Origin of the sequence: Stenotrophomonas sp. ZAC14D2_NAIMI4_6, assembly GCF_003086875.1 — a bacterium.
Lineage (GTDB): Bacteria > Pseudomonadota > Gammaproteobacteria > Xanthomonadales > Xanthomonadaceae > Stenotrophomonas.
In genome coordinates, this window is the sequence record NZ_CP025996.1 from 2,330,538 (window position 1) to 2,350,262 (window position 19,725).

The following is a 19,725-nucleotide window of genomic DNA, read 5'->3' on the forward strand; positions in this document are numbered from 1 at the left end:
TCGACTCTACCTCGTTGCACCCATGTTTCGCGCTTAGTCGAGCAAGCTCGACTCTACCTTTGCGCGCTTTCCCGGCCGTTTGGCCTCCCGCCCCGATGCCCATGCGCCAGTTGCGCCCGCATCGCCGTTTCCGTTTTTCGGGACACACCACACCGTCTATTCCGCACTGCATTCACCCAACAAGGAGTCCCCATGCAGGACAACTCCGATGCCCATGCCCATTTCGGCTGGTTCAAACGCCGCCGCCATCTGAACGTTGACGAGATCACGGTTGTCGACAAGCCCATGCTCAAGCGCGCCGTGGGCGCCGCTGCACTGGGCAACGCGATGGAATGGTTCGATTTCGGTGTCTACGGCTATCTGGCCGTCACCATCGGCCAGGTCTTCTTTCCCTCCAGCAACCCCACCGCGCAGGTCATTGCGGCCTTTGCCACCTTCACCGTGGCCTTCCTGGTGCGCCCGCTGGGCGGCCTGGTGTTCGGCCCGCTGGGTGACCGCTATGGCCGGCAGAAAGTGCTGGCCTTCACCATGATCCTGATGGCGCTGGGCACCTTTGCCATCGGCCTGATTCCCTCCTACGAACGCATCGGCATCTGGGCACCGGTCCTGTTGCTGCTCGCGCGCGTCGTGCAGGGCTTTTCCACCGGCGGCGAATACGGCGGCGCGGCGACCTTCATCGCCGAGTATTCCACCGACCGCAACCGCGGCTTGATGGGCAGCTGGCTGGAGTTCGGCACATTGGGCGGCTACATCGCCGGTGCAGGCACCGTCACCGCGCTGCACATGATGCTCAGCAGCGAAGACATGCTGGACTGGGGCTGGCGCATTCCGTTTCTGATTGCCGGCCCGCTGGGCCTGCTGGGTCTGTACATGCGCATGAAGCTGGAGGAAACCCCGGCCTTCCGCGCCTTCGCCGAAGAAGCTGACAAGCGCGAGCATGAGCGCCCGGGCCTGGGCGCGCTGTTCCAGGTGCACGGCCGCCAGTTGCTGGTATGCATGGGCCTGGTGCTGGTCTTCAACGTGACCGACTACATGCTGCTGACCTACATGCCCAGCTACCTGAGCGTGACCATGGGCTATGCCGAGAGCAAGGGGCTGCTGCTGATCATCATCGTGATGCTGGTGATGATGCCGTTGAACGTGGTCGGCGGCCTGTTCAGCGACAAACTGGGCCGCCGGCCGATGATCATCGGCGCCTGCATCGCGCTGCTGGTGCTGGCCGTGCCGTGCCTGCTGCTGGTCGGCAGCGGCAATGACTGGCTCATCTTCCTGGGCCTGATGCTGCTGGGCCTGGCACTGGTGTGCTTCACCAGTTCGATGCCGTCCACCCTGCCGGCGCTGTTCTACACCCCGGTGCGCTACAGCGCGCTGTCGATCGCGTTCAACGTGTCGGTGTCGCTGTTCGGTGGCACCACGCCGCTGGTCACCGCCTGGCTGGTGGAACGCACCGGCGACCCGCTGGTGCCGGCGTATTACCTGATGGGCGCCGCGGTAATCGGCCTGATCACCATGCTGTTCGTGAAGGAGACCGCCGGCCTGCCGCTGCGCGGTTCGCCGCCGGCGGTAGGCAGCGACCGCGAAGCTGCTGCGTTGCTGAAGAGCGACATCCCGGTCACGGTTGACCCGACCCTGCCGCCGCTGCCGGAACCGGCCGAGCCGGAACAAGCGCGCCCGGCCTGACCGCCCCGCTCTGGTAGGTGCCAACCTTGGTTGGCATTTGGTAGGTGCCAACCTTGGTTGGTATTTTGGTAACCGCGCGCCAACCAAGGTTGGCGACTACCAGGGAGGTCGAGGTAGAGTCGAGCTTGCTCGACTGCACGTGCACCGCCAGTCGAGCAAGCTCGACTCTACAAAAGCGGGTTGACCTCGCCCATCCCGTCAATCGGTGCGGGCCAGCTTCCCTGCGGTCCAGGCATACGTCCAGGTGTGCCGCCCATCGGGCGGGCACGCCGTGCGGCCCTTCCCGGCGCCACACAGGCGCGTGGGCCGTGCGCTGCTGAACGCCACCACGATCCGGCCGGCGTCGAACGTCACGCTTTCCACTTCGCCGGGCACGTGGACGCTGGCAGCGTCGGCGTACCCCGATGCACGGATCAGCGCATAGGTCTCATCGTCGTACACGCTCTTGCCCGGCGCCGGCGCCTGCGCGCGCGGGTCGTTGTCGGCCAGCGCGGTCATCACCACCAATTCGTTCAACTGCTGCGCCGCGCCGGTCTGCGCGGCCGTGTACACATAGATGATCTCCGGTCGGCCATCGCCATCCAGATCGGCATTGCCGGCCCACAGCGGTCGGTAATCGTAGGTGCTGTCGGTGGCCGGGTGCAGCCGCAGCGAGGCCTCGGCGGTGCGCCGCGCCTTGTCATAGCTGATGCCCTCGGCCGGCGCGGCCGCCCCTTCTGCCGGTGTGGTCTGTGCCACCGCCGTGGCCGCCAGCAGCATCCACAGCACGGTGCATGCGGCCTGCAATGGCCCCTGCCTGCGTTCTTTCATTGCAGCTCCCTTGGCAATGCGATCCATGCGCCGATGATCGCACACGATCCACCCCGCATTTGACCCAGATCACGGCCCGCACGCGCCGTTGCTGCCACCCTGAAGTCCCCACACCGCACCACGGCCTTATGTCTTCTCTGCCTCCCGCCGCCCCCGTGGCGGTTGCAACCCCCGGTTCCAGCTTCGCCCTCCAGGTCATCAGCCTGGATGGCCTGCACTGGGACGGCGATGTGCGCGAAGCCAGCGTGCCCGGCGCTGCCGGCCGCCTCGGCTTCCTGCCCGGCCACACGCCATTGATGGCACCGCTGTCCGCAGGTCTGGTGCGGCTGTTTCCCGCCGACAACACCGCCATGGTGGAAATCCACGTGAGCGGCGGCTACGTGGAAGTGCAGCCGGATCGGGTGATCGTGCTGGCCGACCTGGCCGCGCGCAGCGATTCACTGGACGAGGCCCTGGCCGAAGAGGCCCGTGCCGCCGCGCACTCGCCCATGGCCGCCGCGTTCACCGATGTTGACTACGCGCAGCTGCATGCCGAGCTGGCCGCGCAGCTGGCCCAGGCCGCGCGCCTGTCACGCCCGCGCTGATCGCCCGTGCCATCATGGCGCGGCAGGTGCCGTGCCCTCCCCTCATCCGGTAAGGAAGCAACGATGCTCGAGCGCATCAAGGCCGCACTGCAGTACTTCAACCAGGCCGTTCCGTTCCGCCTGGTGCCCGCCCTCATCACCACGGCGGTGCTGGTCACCCTGTTGCTGCTGCCCTGCCCGCAGGGCCTGACCGCCGATGGCTGGCGGCTGGTGGCGATCTTCCTGACCACCATCGTGGCGATCATCCTGAAGGTGATGCCGATCGGGGTGATGGCGATGATGGCCATCGTCATCGTTTCGCTTTCGCAGGTCACCTCCAACAGCTCCAAGGGCGCCATCACCGATGCGCTGAGCAGCTTCGCCAGCCCCCTGATCTGGTTGATCGTGGTGGCCATCCTCATTTCCCGCGGCCTGAAGAAAACAGGGCTGGGCAACCGCATCGGCCTGATGTTCATTGCACTGCTGGGCAAGCGCACGGTGGGCATCGGCTATGGCCTGGCGGTGTGCGAATTGCTGCTGGCACCGTTCACCCCCAGCAATACCGCGCGTGGTGGCGGCATCGTGCATCCGGTCATGCGCTCGATCGCCACCGCCTTCGATTCCGATCCGGCCAAGGGCACCCAGGGCAAGGTCGGCACCTACCTGGCACTGGTGAATTACCACGCCAACCCGATCACCTCGGCCATGTTCCTGACCGCCACCGCGCCCAACCCGCTGGTGGTGGATTTCGTGGCCAAGGCCAGCGGCCAGCAGCTGCAGCTGAGCTGGACCACCTGGGCGCTGTGCATGCTGCTGCCCGGCCTGCTGTGCCTGCTGCTGATGCCGCTGGTGGTGTATCTGCTCAGCCCGCCGCAGTTGAAGCACACCCCCGACGCGGTCACCTTTGCGCGCAGCGAACTGGCCGCGATGGGCCCGCTGGCCGCTAAAGAGAAGGTCATGCTGGGCACCTTCGGCCTGTTGTTGCTGCTGTGGGCGAACGTGCCGGCGATGATCTTCGGCCCCGCCTGGACCCTGGACGCCACCGTGGTCGCCTTCGTCGGCCTGTTCGTGCTCATCATCACCGGCACCATCAGCTGGGACGATGTGCTTTCCGAAAAGAGCGCCTGGGACACCCTGATCTGGTTCGGCGCGCTGGTGATGCTGGCCGAGCAGTTGAACAAGCTGGGCGTGATCGACTGGTTCTCGCAGGGCATGAAGGGCGCCATCGCCAGCAGCGGCATGGGCTGGCAGGCCATCGCCGCGGTGCTGGTGCTGGCCTTCGTGTTCTCGCATTACCTGTTCGCCAGCACCACCGCCCATATCAGCGCCATGCTGCTGGCCTTCCTGGGCGTGGGCGTGCAGCTCATTCCCGGCGAGTACATGGTGCCGTTCCTGCTGATGATGACTGCCGGTTCGGCCATCATGATGACCCTGACCCACTACGCCACCGGCACCTCGCCGATCATCTTCGGCAGTGGCTACGTCACCCTGGGCACGTGGTGGCGGGTGGGCTTTGTGATGTGCGTGCTGGAACTGCTGGTGTTCGCCCTGGTGGGCAGCGCGTGGTGGAAGCTGCTGGGCATGTGGTGATGCCGCACTAGAGCGGCAGTTCGGTGGTCTGCTTCACCCGCTGCATGGGAATTTCGGTCTTGGTGTTCTGCACCCCGGCAATGCGGTTCAAGTGCTGGATCTGGAACTGCCGGTAGGCATCCAGATCGGCCACTGCCACCCGCAGCAGGAAATCGCAGTCGCCGGCCATCAGGTGGCACTCCAGCACTTCCGGGAAGGATTTGACGCTGTTGATGAAGTGGTTGGTGGTGTCCTCATCCTGCCCACGCAGCCACACCCGCACGAACACCGTGAACCCGCGTCCGACCTTGGCCGGGTTCAACAGGGCCACGTAGCGGTCGATGTAGCCGCCCTCTTCCAGCAGGCGCACCCGCCGCAGGCAGGCCGAGGGCGAAAGGCCCACCTGCCGCGCCAGTTCCAGGTTCTGCAGGCGGCCATCGTGCTGCAGGGCCTGCAGGATGCGCTTATCCAGGTTGTCCAGGGCGTCAAGCATCGGATTCCATCATTTCGCGGTCTTGACGCATCATATGCGGAAATTCCGCACAACTGCCGCATCAACGCAAGCCGATTCTGCGCCGCGCCCGCTAGCATGGGCCACCCCCACGCAAGCATGCTCCATGGACGCCCGCACCACCCTGCCCCTGCCCGACCCCGCCTGCCAGACCAGCACCCGCAGCGAATTCCTGCGCGGGCTGCGCGCCGCCGTTCCGGTCATGATCGGCTTCCTGCCCTTTGCCCTGGTGCTGGGCGCACAAGCCGCACAGAAGGGCCTGAGCGCGCTGGAAGTGCCCTTGATGACCGGCCTGAACTTCGCCGGCGGCTCGGAATTTGCTGCCGTCGAGCTGTGGACCTCGCCGCCGCATATCGCGCTGATCGTGGCCATCACCGCGCTGGTCAACAGCCGCCACCTGCTGATGGGGGCCAGCCTGGCACCCCTGCTGCAGCGCCTGCCGCGCCGCCGCGTGCTGCCGGCCCTGTTCTTCATGTGCGATGAAAGCTGGGCACTGGGCGTGGCCGACGCGCGCCGGCGCGCCCTGGGGTTCAGCCTGGCCTACTACCTGGGTGTTTCGGCCGGCCTGTATACAGTGTGGGTGGTGTGCACCTGCATCGGCGCACTGGTGGGCCCGCTGCTGGGCGACATCCACGCCTACGGTTTCGACATGGCCTTCCCGGCGGTGTTCCTGGTGCTGCTGCGCGGCATGTGGCAGGGCATGCGCGCGGCGCGCCCGTGGCTGGTCAGCCTGGTAGTGGCGGCGGCCACCTACCTGCTTGTGCCGGGTGCCTGGTACGTGGCCAGCGGCGCGCTGGCTGGCCTGGCCGCCGCGTGGTGGCTGGCAGGAGACGAGGCATGATCTTCGACGGCCTGCTGCACTGGACCTCGCTGCTGACCATCTTGCTGATGGCCGCAGTAACCTACCTGACCCGCATCGTCGGCTTCCTGGCACTGCGCAACCGCACCCTGAGCAAGCGCGCGGTTACGGTGATGGAAGCGGCGCCGGGCTGCGTGCTGATCTCGGTGATCGCACCGGACTTCGTGGCCAACAACCCGGCCGACCTGGCCGCGCTGGCCATCACCCTGCTGGCGGCAACGCGCTGGTCGATGCTGCCCACGGTGCTGATCGGCGTGGTTTCGGCGGGCGTGCTGCGCTACGTTTTCGGGTGAAGCGCCCGCCGGGCCATGCCCGGCGTCACACGCCCCGCCGGCACCACCGACGACGCACTCTCGATCGGACCTGCTGTGCAGGCATTTGAAACCATTCTGATTGCCCGATCGCGATCCGCAGGTTGAACCTGTCGGTCAACCGAAGCGCAGCATGGCGCGTAGCGATGGGCGATCACTATGGCGGAGCCAACAAGACGGCCTCAGTTCAAGACGTTCAAGTCCGGGTGCCACGCGGGACTGGCGGCCGTCCTTCTGGCCACAAGTGCATGCCATTCCATCGAGCTTCCTCCCCGTGACCTGGTAGGCGCCAAGGGAGGATATGCCACCGTGCTGCGAGGCCCTGCCTCCCGTCTGACAGTCAGCACAGTGTCTGTGCTTCCCGGACCGGAAAGCCGGGAGCGTCCCAATCGATCCACCGAGTGCGGGTGGTCCGCCATTGCAACCCAGATTCTCTGGGCAGATGGCACGCTTTCAGCCGAGCAGGCCGCACAGCTCTGCGAGGCGGCCGCACGCTCTGCCGGGCTACCGCTGCAGGCCGTTGGGCTTGAATGGACCCCGGTGCGTTATCGCATCACGATAGTGAGCGACGGAGGTGGCATCTGGCGGCAGTTGCCACACGCGAACCGGCCGGGACAGACCGTCAGTTTCTGGTTCCCGCACGGCCCGGACACCGATGCGATGCGCCGGCGCGTGATCGCCACCACCGCACACGAATTCCAGCATATCGCCACCGCACTGGCAGGCCAGGCGAGACGCGGCAGGCAGCGCGAACCCGATGCCTATCTGGCCGGCGCCTGTGCCCAACTCTTGATCGAAGGCGCTCTTGCACGTGCCGATCTGCCAGGCGGACACGATCCGCGCGCGGATGCGTTCCTGTCACAGGCAGCCAGACGTTTCGGGCATGCCGGCAACGAAGCCGGAGCGGCGCTAGCGCAGTTCTTCGGCGACGCAGGGATTCTGTACATCAAGGGTGCAGGCCGCGACCTTGCGCAGCATTGCCACCAGACGATCGGGTTCCCCTTGCAGCGGTGAACCCTCCGCCGGGCATAGCCCGGCGCTAACGGCCCTCAACGGTCGCGCCATCACGCGGCGCTGCTCGATGCCAACAGGCACAGACTGCGTGCCGGCAGCGTCCACTGCCCCTCTTCGTCCATGTCCAGTGGCGCCTCGTCGGTCTGCAGCACCACCCGGCGGAACGAAAGCACCTGGTCGGACGGGCGGAACCGCTGCGGCTGGTCACTCGGGTTCAGCAGAAGGGCGAGGCTGACGTGGCGGCCCGGTTCCCGCAGGCCACTGTCAGGGCTGCGGCCATCGAGCACGATCAGCAAGGCGCGCTGTTCCGCATCGTGCCAGTCACTTTCGCCCATCGGCTCGCCATCCGGCCGCCGCCACTCGATGTCACGCATGCCCAGGGATGCGTCGTAGTCACCGGTCAGGAAGCGATTGCGCCGCAGCAGGCCATAGCGCCGCCGCAGCGCAAGGACGCGCCGCACGAACGCTGCCTGCGCCTGCGGGCCGGGTTGCGCCGCGCGTTCCCAGTCGATCCAGCTCAGCGGATTGTCCTGGCAGTAGGCATTGTTGTTGCCACGCTGCGAATGGCCGAACTCATCGCCGGCCAGCAGCATCGGCGTGCCCTGCGCCAGCAGCAGCGTGGCCAGCAGGTTGCGCATCTGCCGCGCGCGCAGAGTCAGGATGCCTTCGTCGTCTGTATCGCCTTCCACGCCGTGGTTCCACGACAGGTTGTGCGAATGGCCGTCGCGGTTGTCCTCGCCGTTGGCCTCGTTGTGGCGGTCGTTGTAGCTCACCAGATCATGCAGCGTGTAGCCGTCGTGGGCGGTGACCAGGTTGATGCTGGCCGACGGCCGGCGGCCGTGATGGTCGAACAGATCGGCCGATCCGGTGAAGCGCGCCGCAAACTCCGGCAGCTGCCCGGCATCACCGCGCCACAGCGCACGGGTAGTGTCACGGAAACGGTCGTTCCATTCGGCCCAGCCGGGCGGGAACTGACCAAGCTGGTAGCCGCCCGGGCCGATATCCCACGGTTCGGCAATCAGTTTCACTTGGCTCAGCACCGGGTCCTGGCGCACGGCATCGAGGAAGCTGCCCGAGGGATCAAACCCATGGCGTTCGCGCCCGAGAATGGTGGCCAGGTCGAAACGGAAGCCATCCACGCGCATCTCGGTCACCCAATAGCGCAGAGAATCCATGACCATGCGCAATGCACCGGCATTGGTCAGGTCGAAGGTGTTGCCGGTACCGGTATCGTTGATGTAGTAGCGACGGTCCTCGGCAAGGCGGTAATAGCTGGCGTTGTCGATGCCCTTGAACGACAGCGTGGGCCCCAGCTCGTTGCCTTCGGCGGTGTGGTTGTAGACCACATCCAGAATCACCTCGATGCCCGCGCTGTGCAGGCGCGCCACCATCTGCTTGAATTCGGCAACGGTTTCCAGCGACAGGTAGCGCGGTTGCGGCGCGAAGAAGCCGATGGTGTTGTAGCCCCAGTAATTCCGCAGCCCCCGTTCCAGCAGCTGCTGGTCGTCCACGTAGGCGTGCACAGGCAGCAGCTCGATCGCGGTCACCCCCAGGTACGCCAGGTGGTCCACCACCGCGTCGTGGCGTAGCGCCGAGAACGTGCCGCGCTCGGCCGGCGGTACGCCGGGGTGCTGCATGGTCAGGCCACGCACGTGTGCCTCGTAGATCACCGATCGGTCCCAGGCGGTGGCCGGCGCGCGCTCGCCGCCCCAGCTGAAGGCCGGATCGATCACCGCACAGCGCGGCATGTACGGCGCGCTGTCGCGACGGTCGAAACTCAGGTCTGCATCGCGGTGGCCCAGGGTGTAGCCGAACAGGTGCGGCGCCCACTTGATCTCACCCACGATCTGCTTCGCATACGGGTCCAGCAGCAGCTTGTTGGGGTTGAAGCGATGCCCGTCCGACGGCGCGTACGGTCCATGCACGCGGTAGCCATAGCGCTGGCCCGGCCGCACATCCGGCAGATAGCCATGCCACACCTCGTTGGTGTATTCGGGCAGCACGATCCGTTCGACTTCCCGGTTGCGCGCATCGAACAGGCACAGTTCCACCTTGGTGGCATGCCGCGAGTACAGCGAGAAGTTCACTCCCAGGCCGTCCCAGGTCGCGCCCAGCGGGAAGGGGCGGCCTTCGCGCACGCGCGAGGTCTGGGTCCACTTACGCGTTGCCATCGTGTTCGTCCTCAGCCACATTCAGGGCCGCAATTTCTGCTTCAACAAGGCGTTCGGCCATGTGCCAATGCCGCTGCTGCTGGTCATCCGGGCGCCCTTCGGCCTCCCAGATCTGGTGCGCCAACAATTCGATGCGGCGTCGCCGCTCACTGCTGTCCATCTGCCCCACTCTCCTGGCTGATCCACACCGCCACCGGGCTGCCCGCAAACAGCAACGCGTCGGTGGCGGAACCGTTGAACATCTGCGTGCGGCCATCCAGCACGTTGCGCATGCGTCGCTGCGGGACGCCTGGCACCAACTGCTGCGCCGCATCCTGCCAGGCAAGGCCTGGGCCGGCAGGCTGTTCCATCCCCGCCCGCCTGACCGCCACCAGCAACTGCTGCCCCCTGTACTCACGTACGAAGACCAGGCGCGTGCACTCCGCTTCGGACAGCCTGTGCAGCGTGCCCTGCAGGAACAGCGGGGCAATGTCGCTGCGCAATCGCAGCAGCGCGGCCAGCATCCGCAGCTTGGGCGATCCGCTGTGCCAGTCCTGCAGCAACGCTGCCCACGATCGATCATCGGCCAGTGCATGTGCGCGCTGCGCGAAATCGACCGCGCGCCGATTGTCCGGATCGACCAGGCTCAGATCCCAGAACTCGGTGCCCTGGTAGATGTCCGGGACACCTGGCAGACACAGCTGCAGGCACAGTTGTGCCAGTCCGTTGCTGGCGCCGGCAGGTGCGAGGCGTTGAACAAACGCAGCCAGAGCCGCGCGGACATCCTGCAGGCGGCTGCCGGTAAGCAATGACTGCAGCCACACACAGGCGGCATCTTCCAACGGCAGATCGGGGTCGAGCCAACTGCTGATCCGCTTGCCCTCGCGCAGGGCCTTTCGCAGCCACTGCTGCATCCGCTCTGCGAAATCCGCCTCTGGCCTGCCCTGCATCGGCCAGGCTGCTATCAGCGCCTGCCAGAGCGCATAGGCTTCGGCAGCGGGCAGTGGCATGGCCATGCCTGCCGCATCACAGCGCCGTTCCCAGTCCGCCAGCGCTGCCTGCCACGCGGCCACATCGCTGCTGAGCAGCGCCAGTCGCGCCCGGGCATCCGGTCCACGCTTGTGGTCATGCGTGGCCACGGCCAGCATCGCCAGCGGGTGCTGCCGCGCACGTGCCCGTGCCAGCGCAAGCAGCTCGCTGCCATCAAGACCGATCCGTTGTGCGTCGCTGCCCACTTCATTGCGCGACAGCAGGCGGTAATAGCGATAGAAGGCGGTATCCTCCACCGCCTTGGCGTTCAGCGGTGCCGAGAGCTGGCCAAAGCGCACGCGCAGCGCGTCCGCTTCCGGGGCCTGCAAGGCATCCACCAGCAGGCGCAACGCTGTGCGTGCGGCTTCATCCAGCCCTTCGGCAGCCGCTTCACTGGCGCGCTGCAAGGCATCGCGCTCGGCTTCGGTCTGCAGATGATACGGCCGATACACCGGGTAGCAGCGCAGCAGCGCGCACACCGCCCTGCGCAGCGTTGCGTCGGTCACATCGGCCTGCCGTGCCGCTGCGCCCAGCACCTGCCGCACGCAGACCCGCAGTCGCTGCAGATCCGCATGCAGGGAGCCGTCCAACAGCGCGTCGCGGGCCGCCCGCTGCACCTCGTCAACGGTACGCCGGTCCCCAGCCCGGGCCTGCCACTGTGCCGTCAGCGCGTCGGCCGCTGCATCGTCATGCAGCCATGCGCCCACCTGGTCCATGAAGTCGTAGCCGGTGGTGCCATCGCAGCACCACCGTTCTGGCAAGGATTCGCCCTCGGCCAGGATCTTCTCCACGTGCAGGGTGATCTCATGGCCCGCGCGGCCGCCCTCTACCGCCGCCGCGTCAAGGCGGGCGCGCAACCGCGCCAAGTAGCCGCCCGGGTCGGACAGCCCATCAACGTGGTCGATGCGCAGCCCATCCGCCCGGCCCTCGCGAACCAGCCGCAGCGGCAGCGCGTGCACTGCCTCGAACACGTCCTCGCGCTCCACCCGCAGCGCAACCAGCGTCGTGATGTCGAAGAAGCGGCGGTAGTTGACCTGGTCACCGGCGGTGCGCCACCACGCCAGGTGGTAGTGCTGCCGGTCCAGCAGCGCATGCATGCGCTCGGCAGAACGATTGCAGCGTGCCACCCAGCCATCCCGCGCGCCGCGGCCCAGCGGATAGCTGCGCGGTGACAACGGCAGGCACAGGTCGTGGTGGCGCAGCACGGGCAGATCGCCGTCGTCGTCCACGCGCAGCATGCCGGATCGGATGGCCGCGTCCAGCGGCCGATCCAGTACCGGCAGCCACAGCCGCTGCCCGCAGGCTGCGGCATCCCAGTCAATATCGAACCAATGCGCGTAAGGGCTGCGCCGGCCATGCATCAGCACATCCGACCACCAGGCATTCTGTGGCGCGGCCGCCAGGTGGTTGGGCACCCAGTCCAGGATCAGGCCCAGTCCATGCGCGCGAGCGCGGCCAGCAAGGTGCAGGAAGCCCGCTTCACCGCCCAGCTCCGGGTTGATGCGGGTGGGGTCGATGCCATCGTAGCCGTGGCTGGAACCGGGCATGGCCGCCGCAATCGGCGACAGATACAGGTGACTGACGCCCAGCGACGAGAAATAGCCCACCTGGTCCGCGGCGGCGGCGAAGTCAAAGCCAGCGTGCAACTGCAGGCGGGCGGTGGCGCGCAACGCGGTCATCGGCCGGCTCCGCCGCGACCGGCGCTGATGCGCCCGAGCCGCGATTGCAGTGCAGGCTCATCCCAGTGCAGCGGCAGTCGCCGCCGCCAGTTCGGGTGGACGCCGACGGTGCCGGGCAGGTTGACCTGCGTGCGCAGCCCCAGCGCGTCCTCCAGCGGCAGCAGGGCCAGCCGTGACGGCGTGGCGGCCAGCCGCTCCAGTGCAGCGTCTTCCACGCCGTCACCGTGCGCGGCCTGCGCAAGCGCCAGCGCATCGGCGCGACGCTGTGCCATCGCAGCGGGTAGATCGTCCATCTCCCCCAGCCGCGCCCGCCAGCGCAGATCGCGCCCGCGCAGCCATCCCGCCAGCGGCGGCAGGTCATGGGTTGAAGGCATCGCGACGGCCTCCCGCCGCCAGGCGGCAGGCGCCAGGAAGCCGCTTGCATCGCGCGTAAACGGCAGCACGTCCACCCCCAGCACACCACGGCCGGCCAGCTGCTGGCGGATGCCGGCAGGCACCACCCCCAGGTCTTCACCGATGACCATGCACTGATGCCGCCACGACTCCAGCACCAGCAGGTTCAACAGATCATCCAACGGAAACTGCAGGTAGACGCCGTCACTGGCCGAGCCGCCGCTGGGCAGCACCCACAGCCGGTGCAGGCCCAGGATATGGTCGATACGCACGCCGCCGCGACCGGCCATCACCGATCGCAGCAGGTTGATGAAGGGGGCATAGCCCTGCCTGCGCAAGGCCAGCGGCGAGAACCCCGTAATCCCCCAGGCCTGGCCCTGCGTGTTGAAGGCATCCGGCGGCGCACCCAACTCCAGACCCGAGAGCATGCACTGCGGCTGCGAACGCGCTTCGGCACCTTCGGGCGCGCAGCCGACGGCAAGATCGGCGATCAGCCCGATGCCGGCACCGCCGCTGCGCGCGCGCTGCTGCACCTGCGACCAGCACCGCTGCGCCAGCCATTGCGCGAACGCGTGATCGTCCGCATCGCCACTGCGCGGATCGGCGGCCAAGGCGCAGTACGCCTGCAACGCGGGCCCGGCGTCGGACCGCCACTGGCCCATCGCGTCCCATAGCTCCGGCTGCAGGCGCTGCAGTTGGGGCCTGGCCGAACGCAGCCAGCGCCACTTCAGGTCGGCTGCGGCGGGCCAATCAATACGCCGCGCCGCGGTGGCGACCTGCACGGCCTCGGCCAAGGCAGGGTTGCTTGCCAGCGCGGCACGGGCCGCATCGGGAACGCCCTGCAGCAGCGAGGCCTGCAACGGGTCCAGCCAGCGGCGGTCGCTGGGTGAGTAAGGGCTGTAGCCGGCCGTCGGCGGCAAGCCGGCATGCAACGGGCTCAGTGCCAGTGCGTGCCCGCCGTGCGCGACCAGGCGCTGTAGCCACGGCCCGCACCCTGCACTGTCTCCGATCCCCGCGTCGGCGCCGCTGCGCAGGCTGTACACCTGCGCCGCCAGGCCCCAGGCCCGATCAAGCTGCGCGGGCCACCACGCTTTCTGCGGCGCCACCGCGATGGCGATGGACCGCCGCCCCTGTTGCCAGTGCCAGTAACCCGGCTTTTCCGGCGCGGTCCACGCACCGCGCGAATCCTGCCGCGCGTCGTGCGTCCTGCCCGCTTCATCCACCCAGCCCGCCATGCCGGATACTGCCGGCAGCGCCACGGGCTGGCCGCAGATGGCCGTACGCAGCGGGGCATGCTGGGCGTCTGCATCCGGCTGCAACTGCGCCAGCACCACACGCAGCACCGCGGGCGACACTGTGCAGTGGCGCCCGGATACGTCTTCCCACTCGGGCATCAGTCCGGCCGCACGGGCGGCGCTCTGCAGCGCTGCGTCGGTGCTCATGCCGGCAACCAGCGCAGCTGCAGCCCACCCTTGGGCGCCAGCCGTGAACCGGCCGGAAGCTGCAGCGGCGAATCGCCCTCCGGAAGCGAATGGGCCACCGCTTCTGCGCCGGCATTGATGGCGATCCACCATTGCCCGGCAGGCAACTGCCAGCCGGCCTGCACGGCGCCCGCACCCAGTACCATCGCGCCCAGCGAACGCGCCTGTTCCAGGCCCGGCTGCAGGTAACGCCGGCGCGCCATGAGCAGCTCGCGCAGCCATGTCAATGCCGCCTGCGCCGCGGGGTCAGCACCGGGCGAGGCAACACAGGACGCCTGCAGCGTTGCCGGATCGTTCGGGTCGGGAATACGCGCGCGTGACGCGGCATCGGCAAAGGCACTGAACCCGGCAAACTCGCGCCGGCGTCCTTCGCGTACGGCCTCGTCCAGCGGCGCTTCGAAATCGGTGAAGAACAGGAAGGGCGATGTTGACTGCCACGGCTCGCCCATGAACAGCAACGGCACCATCGGCGTCAGCACGGTCAGCGCCGTGGCCATGCGCAGCTGCGGCGGCGAAACCAGCGTACTCAGCCGATCACCGAACGCGCGGTTGCCGACCTGGTCATGGTTCTGCGCGAACACCACGAACCGCGACGGCGGCAGGTCTGCGCTGGCTTCGCCACGTGGTACGCCGTGCAGGTCGGGCTCGCCCTGCCAGGCAAAGCCTTCGGCCAGACAGCGTGCCAACAGCGCCTCGGCCCGCCCGGCATAGGCGGCGTAATAGCCTTCGTTCTCGCCGGTCAGTAACACGTGCAGCGCATTGTGGAAATCGTCATTCCACTGTGCCTGGTAGGCGCCGCGCAGCCAGTGCGCCTGGTTTCGTTCGTTCTCAAGCACCAGGCAGGCATGCGGCACCTGGGCGCGCACCGCATCACTGAGCTGCTGCAGGAAGCTGTCATCGGCGATGGCATGCACGGCATCCAGGCGCAAGCCGTCGAAACGGTACTCCTGCAGCCACATCAGCGCGTTGTCGATGAAGAAGCGCTGCACCTGCGGCTGTGAAAAATCGATGGCCTCGCCCCACGGCGTGCTGTGCCCACTGCGGAAGAATGCCTTGGCGTACCGGGCCAGATGGTTCCCCTGCGGTCCAAAATGGTTGTAGACCACATCCAGCAGTACGGCCATGCCGGCCGCATGTGCGGCATCAACAAAGCCTTTCAACGCGTCGGGGCCACCATAGGCCTGCGCCGGGGCATACGGAAACACACCGTCATAGCCCCAGTTGCGGTTGCCCGGAAACTGCGCCACCGGCATCAGCTCGATCGCGGTGACACCGGTCTCGGCCAGCATCGGCAGTTGTGCGATAAGCGCTTCGAAGCCACCTGCAGCGCCCACATGCACTTCGTAGATCACCATGTCCGACCACGCAACCGGGTTGCGTTGCCCGGTCAGCCACACGTGGTGGCCAGGCATGGCCACGGCGCTGGGGCCATCGATGCCGTCCGGTTGCCAGCGCGAGGCGGGATCTGGCACTTCACTGCCGTCGGGCAGGCGGAACCGGTAGCGGTCGCCATGCCCGGCAGCGGTATGAACCCAGTAGGTACCGTCAGGTTCCCGGCGCATCGGTATCGCCGCACCCGCCAGCACCAGTTCCACCCGCGCAGCATCCGGCGCCCACAGCCGGAACCCCACCGCACCGTCGTCCACCGGCCACGCGCCCAGGCGCGCGTCTGCGGTCATTGCGCTACCTGCAGGTACAGGGTCGACAGCGGCGGCAGCGTCAGTCGCAATGACTGGGCATGGCCGTGCATGGGCCGGGCATCGGTGCCGACCGTACCCAGGTTGCCTGCGTTGCCGCCTGCGTAATGGTGGCTGTCGGTGTTCAGGCACTCTGACCAGCGGCCCGGCGTGGGCACGCCCACGCGATAGCCGTCGCGCCGCACAGGGGTGAAATTGCTGACCACCAGCACCGCAGGCGCCCTGCCTGAGGGGTCCTGCCGCACGAAGGCGTAGACGCTGTTGCCGTTGTCGTCGCCCACGCTCCAGGCAAACCCGCGCTCGTCATGCTCGTGCTGATGCAGGACAGGTTGCTGCCGCAACTGCGCGTTCAGATCGGCCACCAGGCGCATCAGTCCGCCCCCCTCGGGCGTGCCGGCCTGCTGCCATTCCAACCCGCGCTGGTGGGCCCACTCCTCCGTCTGGCCGAATTCGCCGCCCATGAAGAGCAGCTTGCTGCCCGGGTGCGCCCACATGAAAGCGTAGTACGCGCGCAGCTGGGCAAACTGCTGGCGGCGCTCGCCCGGCATCTTGCGCAGCAGCGAGCCCTTGCCGTGCACCACTTCGTCGTGCGACAGCGGCAACACGAAACGTTCGGAGAACGCGTAGACCAGGCCGAAGCTGATCTCGCTGTGGTGATGCGGGCGATGCACGGGATCGCGCCGCAGGTACTGCAGCGTGTCGTGCATCCAGCCCATGTTCCATTTATGGCTGAAGCCCAGGCCGCCGTTGGCCACCGCACGGGTGACGCCCGGCCAGGCCGTGCTTTCCTCGGCAATGACCAGCACGTCCGGGAAGCGCTCACGCAGGGTCTGGTTCATGCGCTGCAGGAACGCGACTGCCTCCAGATTCTCACGTCCCCCTTGCACATTGGGCACCCACTGCCCGTCGGCGCGGCTGTAGTCGCGGTACAGCATCGAAGCCACGGCATCCACGCGCAGCCCATCGATGTGGAAGCGCTCGATCCATTCCACCGCGCTGCCCAGCAGGTAGCCCGCCACTTCGTTGCGGCCGTAGTTATAGATCAGCGTGTCCCAGTCGGCGTGTTTGCCCTCGCGCGGATCGGCATGCTCGTACAGGGCGGTGCCATCGAAACGTGCCAGGCCGTGGCCATCCTCGGGAAAGTGCGCGCCCACCCAGTCCACGATCACACCCAGCCCAGCCTGGTGGCAGCGGTCCACAAAGCGGGCGAAGTCCTCCGGGGTACCGTAGCGGGCCGTTGGCGCATAGATACCCAGCGGCTGGTAGCCCCACGATCCACCGAATGGGTGCTCGCTGACCGGCAGCAGTTCGATATGGGTGAATCCCAGGCCGGTCACGTGGGGGATCAGCCGCTCTGCCAGCCCATCCCAGTCCAGCGCGCCGCCGTCGTCCAGCCGTTGCCACGAGCCGGCGTGCACCTCGTAGATGGACAGCGGCGCTGCAGCGCCCAGCCGACGGCGGCGGTTCAGCCAGGGCTGATCGTTCCAGTGCAGCGGTGCGGCGGCAGGTACGCGCGATGCGGTCGCCGGTGCGCGCTCGGCCCACCGCGCCATCGGATCCAGTTTGTCCGGCAGCAGCTGGCCCTGCGCACCGATGATGCGGAACTTGTAGCAGTCCCCCGGCTTCACCCCAGGCACGAACAGTTCCCACACCCCGGCGCGATGGCGCAGGCGCATGGGGTGGCGGCGTCCATCCCATCCGTTGAAATCACCGATGACCGCCACGCGCCGCGCATTCGGTGCCCACACCGCAAAGCGCACACCGGCAACACCGTGCAGTGTCATCGCGGTCGCGCCGAGCGCGCGCATGGCATCGGCATCGCCCTGGTGGATGCGTTGCAGCAGCTCCTCGTCCAGCAACGGACCAAACGCGTAGGCGTCATGCACCTGCTCGATACCGTGGGCGAAATGCAGCGCCAGCAGCGGAATCTCCTCGTCGCCGGCCGGCCCCACAAACAGTCCGGCCAGTCCGGTACTGCGCAGGTCCCAGCGTCGGCCGCCCGCTGACACCACCTCCACCCGAAGCGCGTCCGGCACCAGTACGCGGATCAGCCGATTGTCATCGGCATCGACATGCGGCCCCAGCCATGCAAACGCGTCCGCAGGCCGGGCCTGGGCCAGATCCTGCAGTTCCGCCGCCACTGCCGCGGCAACATCCACCTGCGGGCCCAGCCCGCATTCCACACCCACCGTGCCGCGCCCGCCGTCGGTCATGCCGCTACCCCGCAGGTCTGCTGGTACAGCGCCAGGTACGCGCGGCCGGCGGTTTCCCACCCGCCCGGACGCAGCATCGCGGCACGCCGCATGGCCTGCATCAGCACCGGCAGCCGGAAGGTACGCATGGCCCGTTCCACGCAGCGGCGAAGCCCATCGGCGCTGGCGCCATGGAACAGAAAGCCCGTCACGCCGTCTTCCACCGTGTCGACCAGGCCGCCCGTGGCGTGCGCCACCGGCAGGCAGCCAAAGCGCTGTGCGTACATCTGGCTGAGCCCGCACGGTTCGAAACGCGATGGCATCAGCAGGAAATCCGCGCCGGCGAACATCTGCCGCGCCAGGCCTTCTTCGAAACCGATGAAGGCGCCCACCCGGCCCGGGTAGCGCTGCGCCAGTGCCTGCACCTGCGCCTCGACCTGCGACTCGCCACCGCCGATCACCACCAGCTGGCCACCGGCAGCAACGATCTGCGGGGCCACATCACAGGTAATGTCCAGGCCCTTCTGGTGGACCAGGCGCGATACCACGGCAAACAACGGGCCCTGCGATGGCTGCAGACCGAAGGCCTGGCGCACGGCCTGCGCGTTGGCATCGCGCCCCGCACACTGGCCCACGCTGAAACGCGCTTTCAGATGGATGTCGCGGCGCGGGTCCCAACTGGCATCGATGCCGTTGACGATGCCGCTGAGGTGACCCCCGGCAGCGCGACGCGCCAGCAGTTCATGCAGGCCGCAACCATCCTCGGCCGCAGTGATCTGCTGCGCGTAGCGAAGACTGACCGTGTTCAGCCGTGTTGCATTGGCAATGCCTCCCTGCAGGAAGGACATCTGGCCGTGGAAGCGCAGTTCATCCAAGCGTTCGGCAGGCACGCCCAGGGCGGGCGCCAGCGCGAAGGGAAACAGCCCCTGGTAGGCCAGGTTGTGGATGGTCAGCAGGGTCGGTACGGCGGTGCGATCCCAGCGTACGTAGGCGGCGGCCAGCGCCACCGGCCAGTCATTCAGATGCAGCAACTGCGGGCTCCAGTCCAGCCCCGCCCTGCCCGCCGCGAGCTCGGCGGCGGCATGCGAAAGCGTGGCAAAGCGCACCGCGTTGTCCGGCCACTCCCTGCCCTGCGCATCCACGTAGGGCGAGCCGTCGCGCTCATACAAGGCGGGCGACAGCAGTACGTAGATCGGCAGCCCATCGGCCTGCAGCGCCATGCCGAGGGTGCAGGCGGGAAGCCCGGCGCGGCCGCCAATGCGGCCCACCTCGCGCAGCTGCGGCAGGCGCTGCAGCACTTCGGGATAGCCCGGCAACAGCACCCGCGCATCACAGCCGGCGCGCACTGCGCGTGGTAGGGCCGCAGCGACATCACCCAGGCCACCGGCCTTGATGAAGTCGGCCATCTCGGTGGCCACGAACAGCACCCGCTGTACGAGCGCAGGCAGTTCAATGGGCTGTGAGGGACCGCGGCGCGTGCCGATGGGCACAGCGCCGGGTGCGGGCAGCGCAGTGTCTGCCACGGAGTCGAACGGGGAACCGGCGACGAGATCGAGGGCCATGATGCTTCTCTGAATCAGTCAGGCAGACGCCAGCGGCGCCCTGCTGGGCGCGTGTGCTGGAAAGGAAGTCGTCGCGGAACGTGGGGGACGTGCGCGTAGGCTCTACGCGAATGTGCCCTGTTGCATATCAAACAGCTGTGAAGTGATGGCGATTTATTTGTGACAGGGCTTCATGAGCTCAGTACGCATCGTTCGATGCAGCCCGCCCTGTGCCTTCACCAGCCA

Annotated in this window: 15 protein-coding genes; 6 read left to right on the forward strand and 9 right to left on the reverse strand. The window is 67.6% G+C overall.

Features of this window, described 5'->3' with window-relative positions; all coding sequences use genetic code 11:
• Positions 1 to 192 precede the first annotated feature (192 nt).
• Positions 193 to 1,680: a glycine betaine/L-proline transporter ProP gene (gene proP, locus C1933_RS10710; RefSeq protein WP_108753242.1), complete on the forward strand. Its 1,488-nt coding sequence runs from the start codon at positions 193 to 195 to the stop codon at positions 1,678 to 1,680.
• A 198-nt stretch (positions 1,681 to 1,878) separates the two neighbouring features.
• On the opposite strand, the gene C1933_RS10715 is transcribed toward proP, so the two are convergent.
• Positions 1,879 to 2,490 carry a hypothetical protein gene (locus C1933_RS10715; RefSeq protein ID WP_159093979.1) on the reverse strand — a complete coding sequence of 204 codons (612 nt, stop codon included), beginning with the start codon at positions 2,488 to 2,490 and terminating at the stop codon, positions 1,879 to 1,881.
• A gap of 155 nt (positions 2,491 to 2,645) precedes the next feature.
• Here C1933_RS10715 and atpC point away from each other — a divergent pair, with 155 nt between their 5' ends.
• Entirely contained in the window at positions 2,646 to 3,074 is a 429-nt protein-coding gene (gene atpC / locus C1933_RS10720) for an ATP synthase F1 subunit epsilon (protein WP_234412091.1), read from the forward strand.
• A gap of 63 nt (positions 3,075 to 3,137) precedes the next feature.
• Positions 3,138 to 4,643 (forward strand): DASS family sodium-coupled anion symporter, encoded by a 1,506-nt coding sequence (locus C1933_RS10725; protein ID WP_108753245.1) that lies wholly within the window; start codon positions 3,138 to 3,140, stop codon positions 4,641 to 4,643.
• Positions 4,644 to 4,650: 7 nt separating this feature from the next.
• Here the strand turns inward: C1933_RS10725 and C1933_RS10730 are convergent, their stop codons facing one another.
• Positions 4,651 to 5,115 carry an Lrp/AsnC family transcriptional regulator gene (locus C1933_RS10730; protein WP_108753246.1) on the reverse strand — a complete coding sequence of 155 codons (465 nt, stop codon included), beginning with the start codon at positions 5,113 to 5,115 and terminating at the stop codon, positions 4,651 to 4,653.
• Positions 5,116 to 5,239: 124 nt separating this feature from the next.
• Between C1933_RS10730 and C1933_RS10735 the strand changes: the two genes are divergently transcribed.
• The 3 genes from C1933_RS10735 (at position 5,240) to C1933_RS10745 (ending at position 7,317) form a co-directional block, all read left to right on the forward strand.
• A complete protein-coding gene (locus tag C1933_RS10735) occupies positions 5,240 to 5,974 on the forward strand; it encodes an AzlC family ABC transporter permease (RefSeq protein ID WP_108753247.1) in 735 nt (244 codons plus the stop codon).
• On the forward strand, positions 5,971 to 6,285 hold the full coding sequence (locus C1933_RS10740; protein ID WP_108753248.1) for an AzlD family protein: 315 nt from the start codon (positions 5,971 to 5,973) through the stop codon (positions 6,283 to 6,285). Before C1933_RS10735 ends, C1933_RS10740 begins: the two co-directional genes overlap by 4 nt.
• A gap of 558 nt (positions 6,286 to 6,843) precedes the next feature.
• Positions 6,844 to 7,317: a hypothetical protein gene (locus C1933_RS10745; protein ID WP_159093980.1), complete on the forward strand. Its 474-nt coding sequence runs from the start codon at positions 6,844 to 6,846 to the stop codon at positions 7,315 to 7,317.
• Between the two features lie 50 nt (positions 7,318 to 7,367).
• On the opposite strand, the gene glgX is transcribed toward C1933_RS10745, so the two are convergent.
• From glgX to glgA, 7 genes are read right to left on the reverse strand one after another with little or no spacing between them, the layout of a single operon-like run.
• Positions 7,368 to 9,488 (reverse strand): glycogen debranching protein GlgX, encoded by a 2,121-nt coding sequence (glgX, locus tag C1933_RS10750; RefSeq protein WP_108753250.1) that lies wholly within the window; start codon positions 9,486 to 9,488, stop codon positions 7,368 to 7,370.
• A complete protein-coding gene (locus C1933_RS10755; protein WP_108753251.1) occupies positions 9,475 to 9,648 on the reverse strand; it encodes a DUF2934 domain-containing protein in 174 nt (57 codons plus the stop codon). Before C1933_RS10755 ends, glgX begins: the two co-directional genes overlap by 14 nt.
• Positions 9,635 to 12,175, reverse strand: a complete 2,541-nt coding sequence (treY, locus tag C1933_RS10760) for a malto-oligosyltrehalose synthase (RefSeq protein WP_108753252.1) — start codon at positions 12,173 to 12,175, stop codon at positions 9,635 to 9,637. The genes C1933_RS10755 and treY overlap by 14 nt, the downstream gene beginning before the upstream one ends.
• The gene (locus C1933_RS10765; protein ID WP_108753253.1) at positions 12,172 to 14,010 is read right to left on the reverse strand and encodes a 4-alpha-glucanotransferase; all 1,839 of its coding nucleotides are present in this window, start codon (positions 14,008 to 14,010) and stop codon (positions 12,172 to 12,174) included. Before C1933_RS10765 ends, treY begins: the two co-directional genes overlap by 4 nt.
• Positions 14,007 to 15,728 carry a malto-oligosyltrehalose trehalohydrolase gene (gene treZ, locus C1933_RS10770; protein ID WP_108753254.1) on the reverse strand — a complete coding sequence of 574 codons (1,722 nt, stop codon included), beginning with the start codon at positions 15,726 to 15,728 and terminating at the stop codon, positions 14,007 to 14,009. The genes C1933_RS10765 and treZ overlap by 4 nt, the downstream gene beginning before the upstream one ends.
• On the reverse strand, positions 15,725 to 17,959 hold the full coding sequence (gene glgB, locus C1933_RS10775; RefSeq protein WP_108753255.1) for a 1,4-alpha-glucan branching protein GlgB: 2,235 nt from the start codon (positions 17,957 to 17,959) through the stop codon (positions 15,725 to 15,727). The genes treZ and glgB overlap by 4 nt, the downstream gene beginning before the upstream one ends.
• Positions 17,956 to 19,515, reverse strand: coding sequence for a glycogen synthase GlgA (gene glgA, locus C1933_RS10780; protein ID WP_108753256.1), 1,560 nt, complete (start codon positions 19,513 to 19,515; stop codon positions 17,956 to 17,958). The genes glgB and glgA overlap by 4 nt, the downstream gene beginning before the upstream one ends.
• Positions 19,516 to 19,725 lie beyond the last annotated feature (210 nt).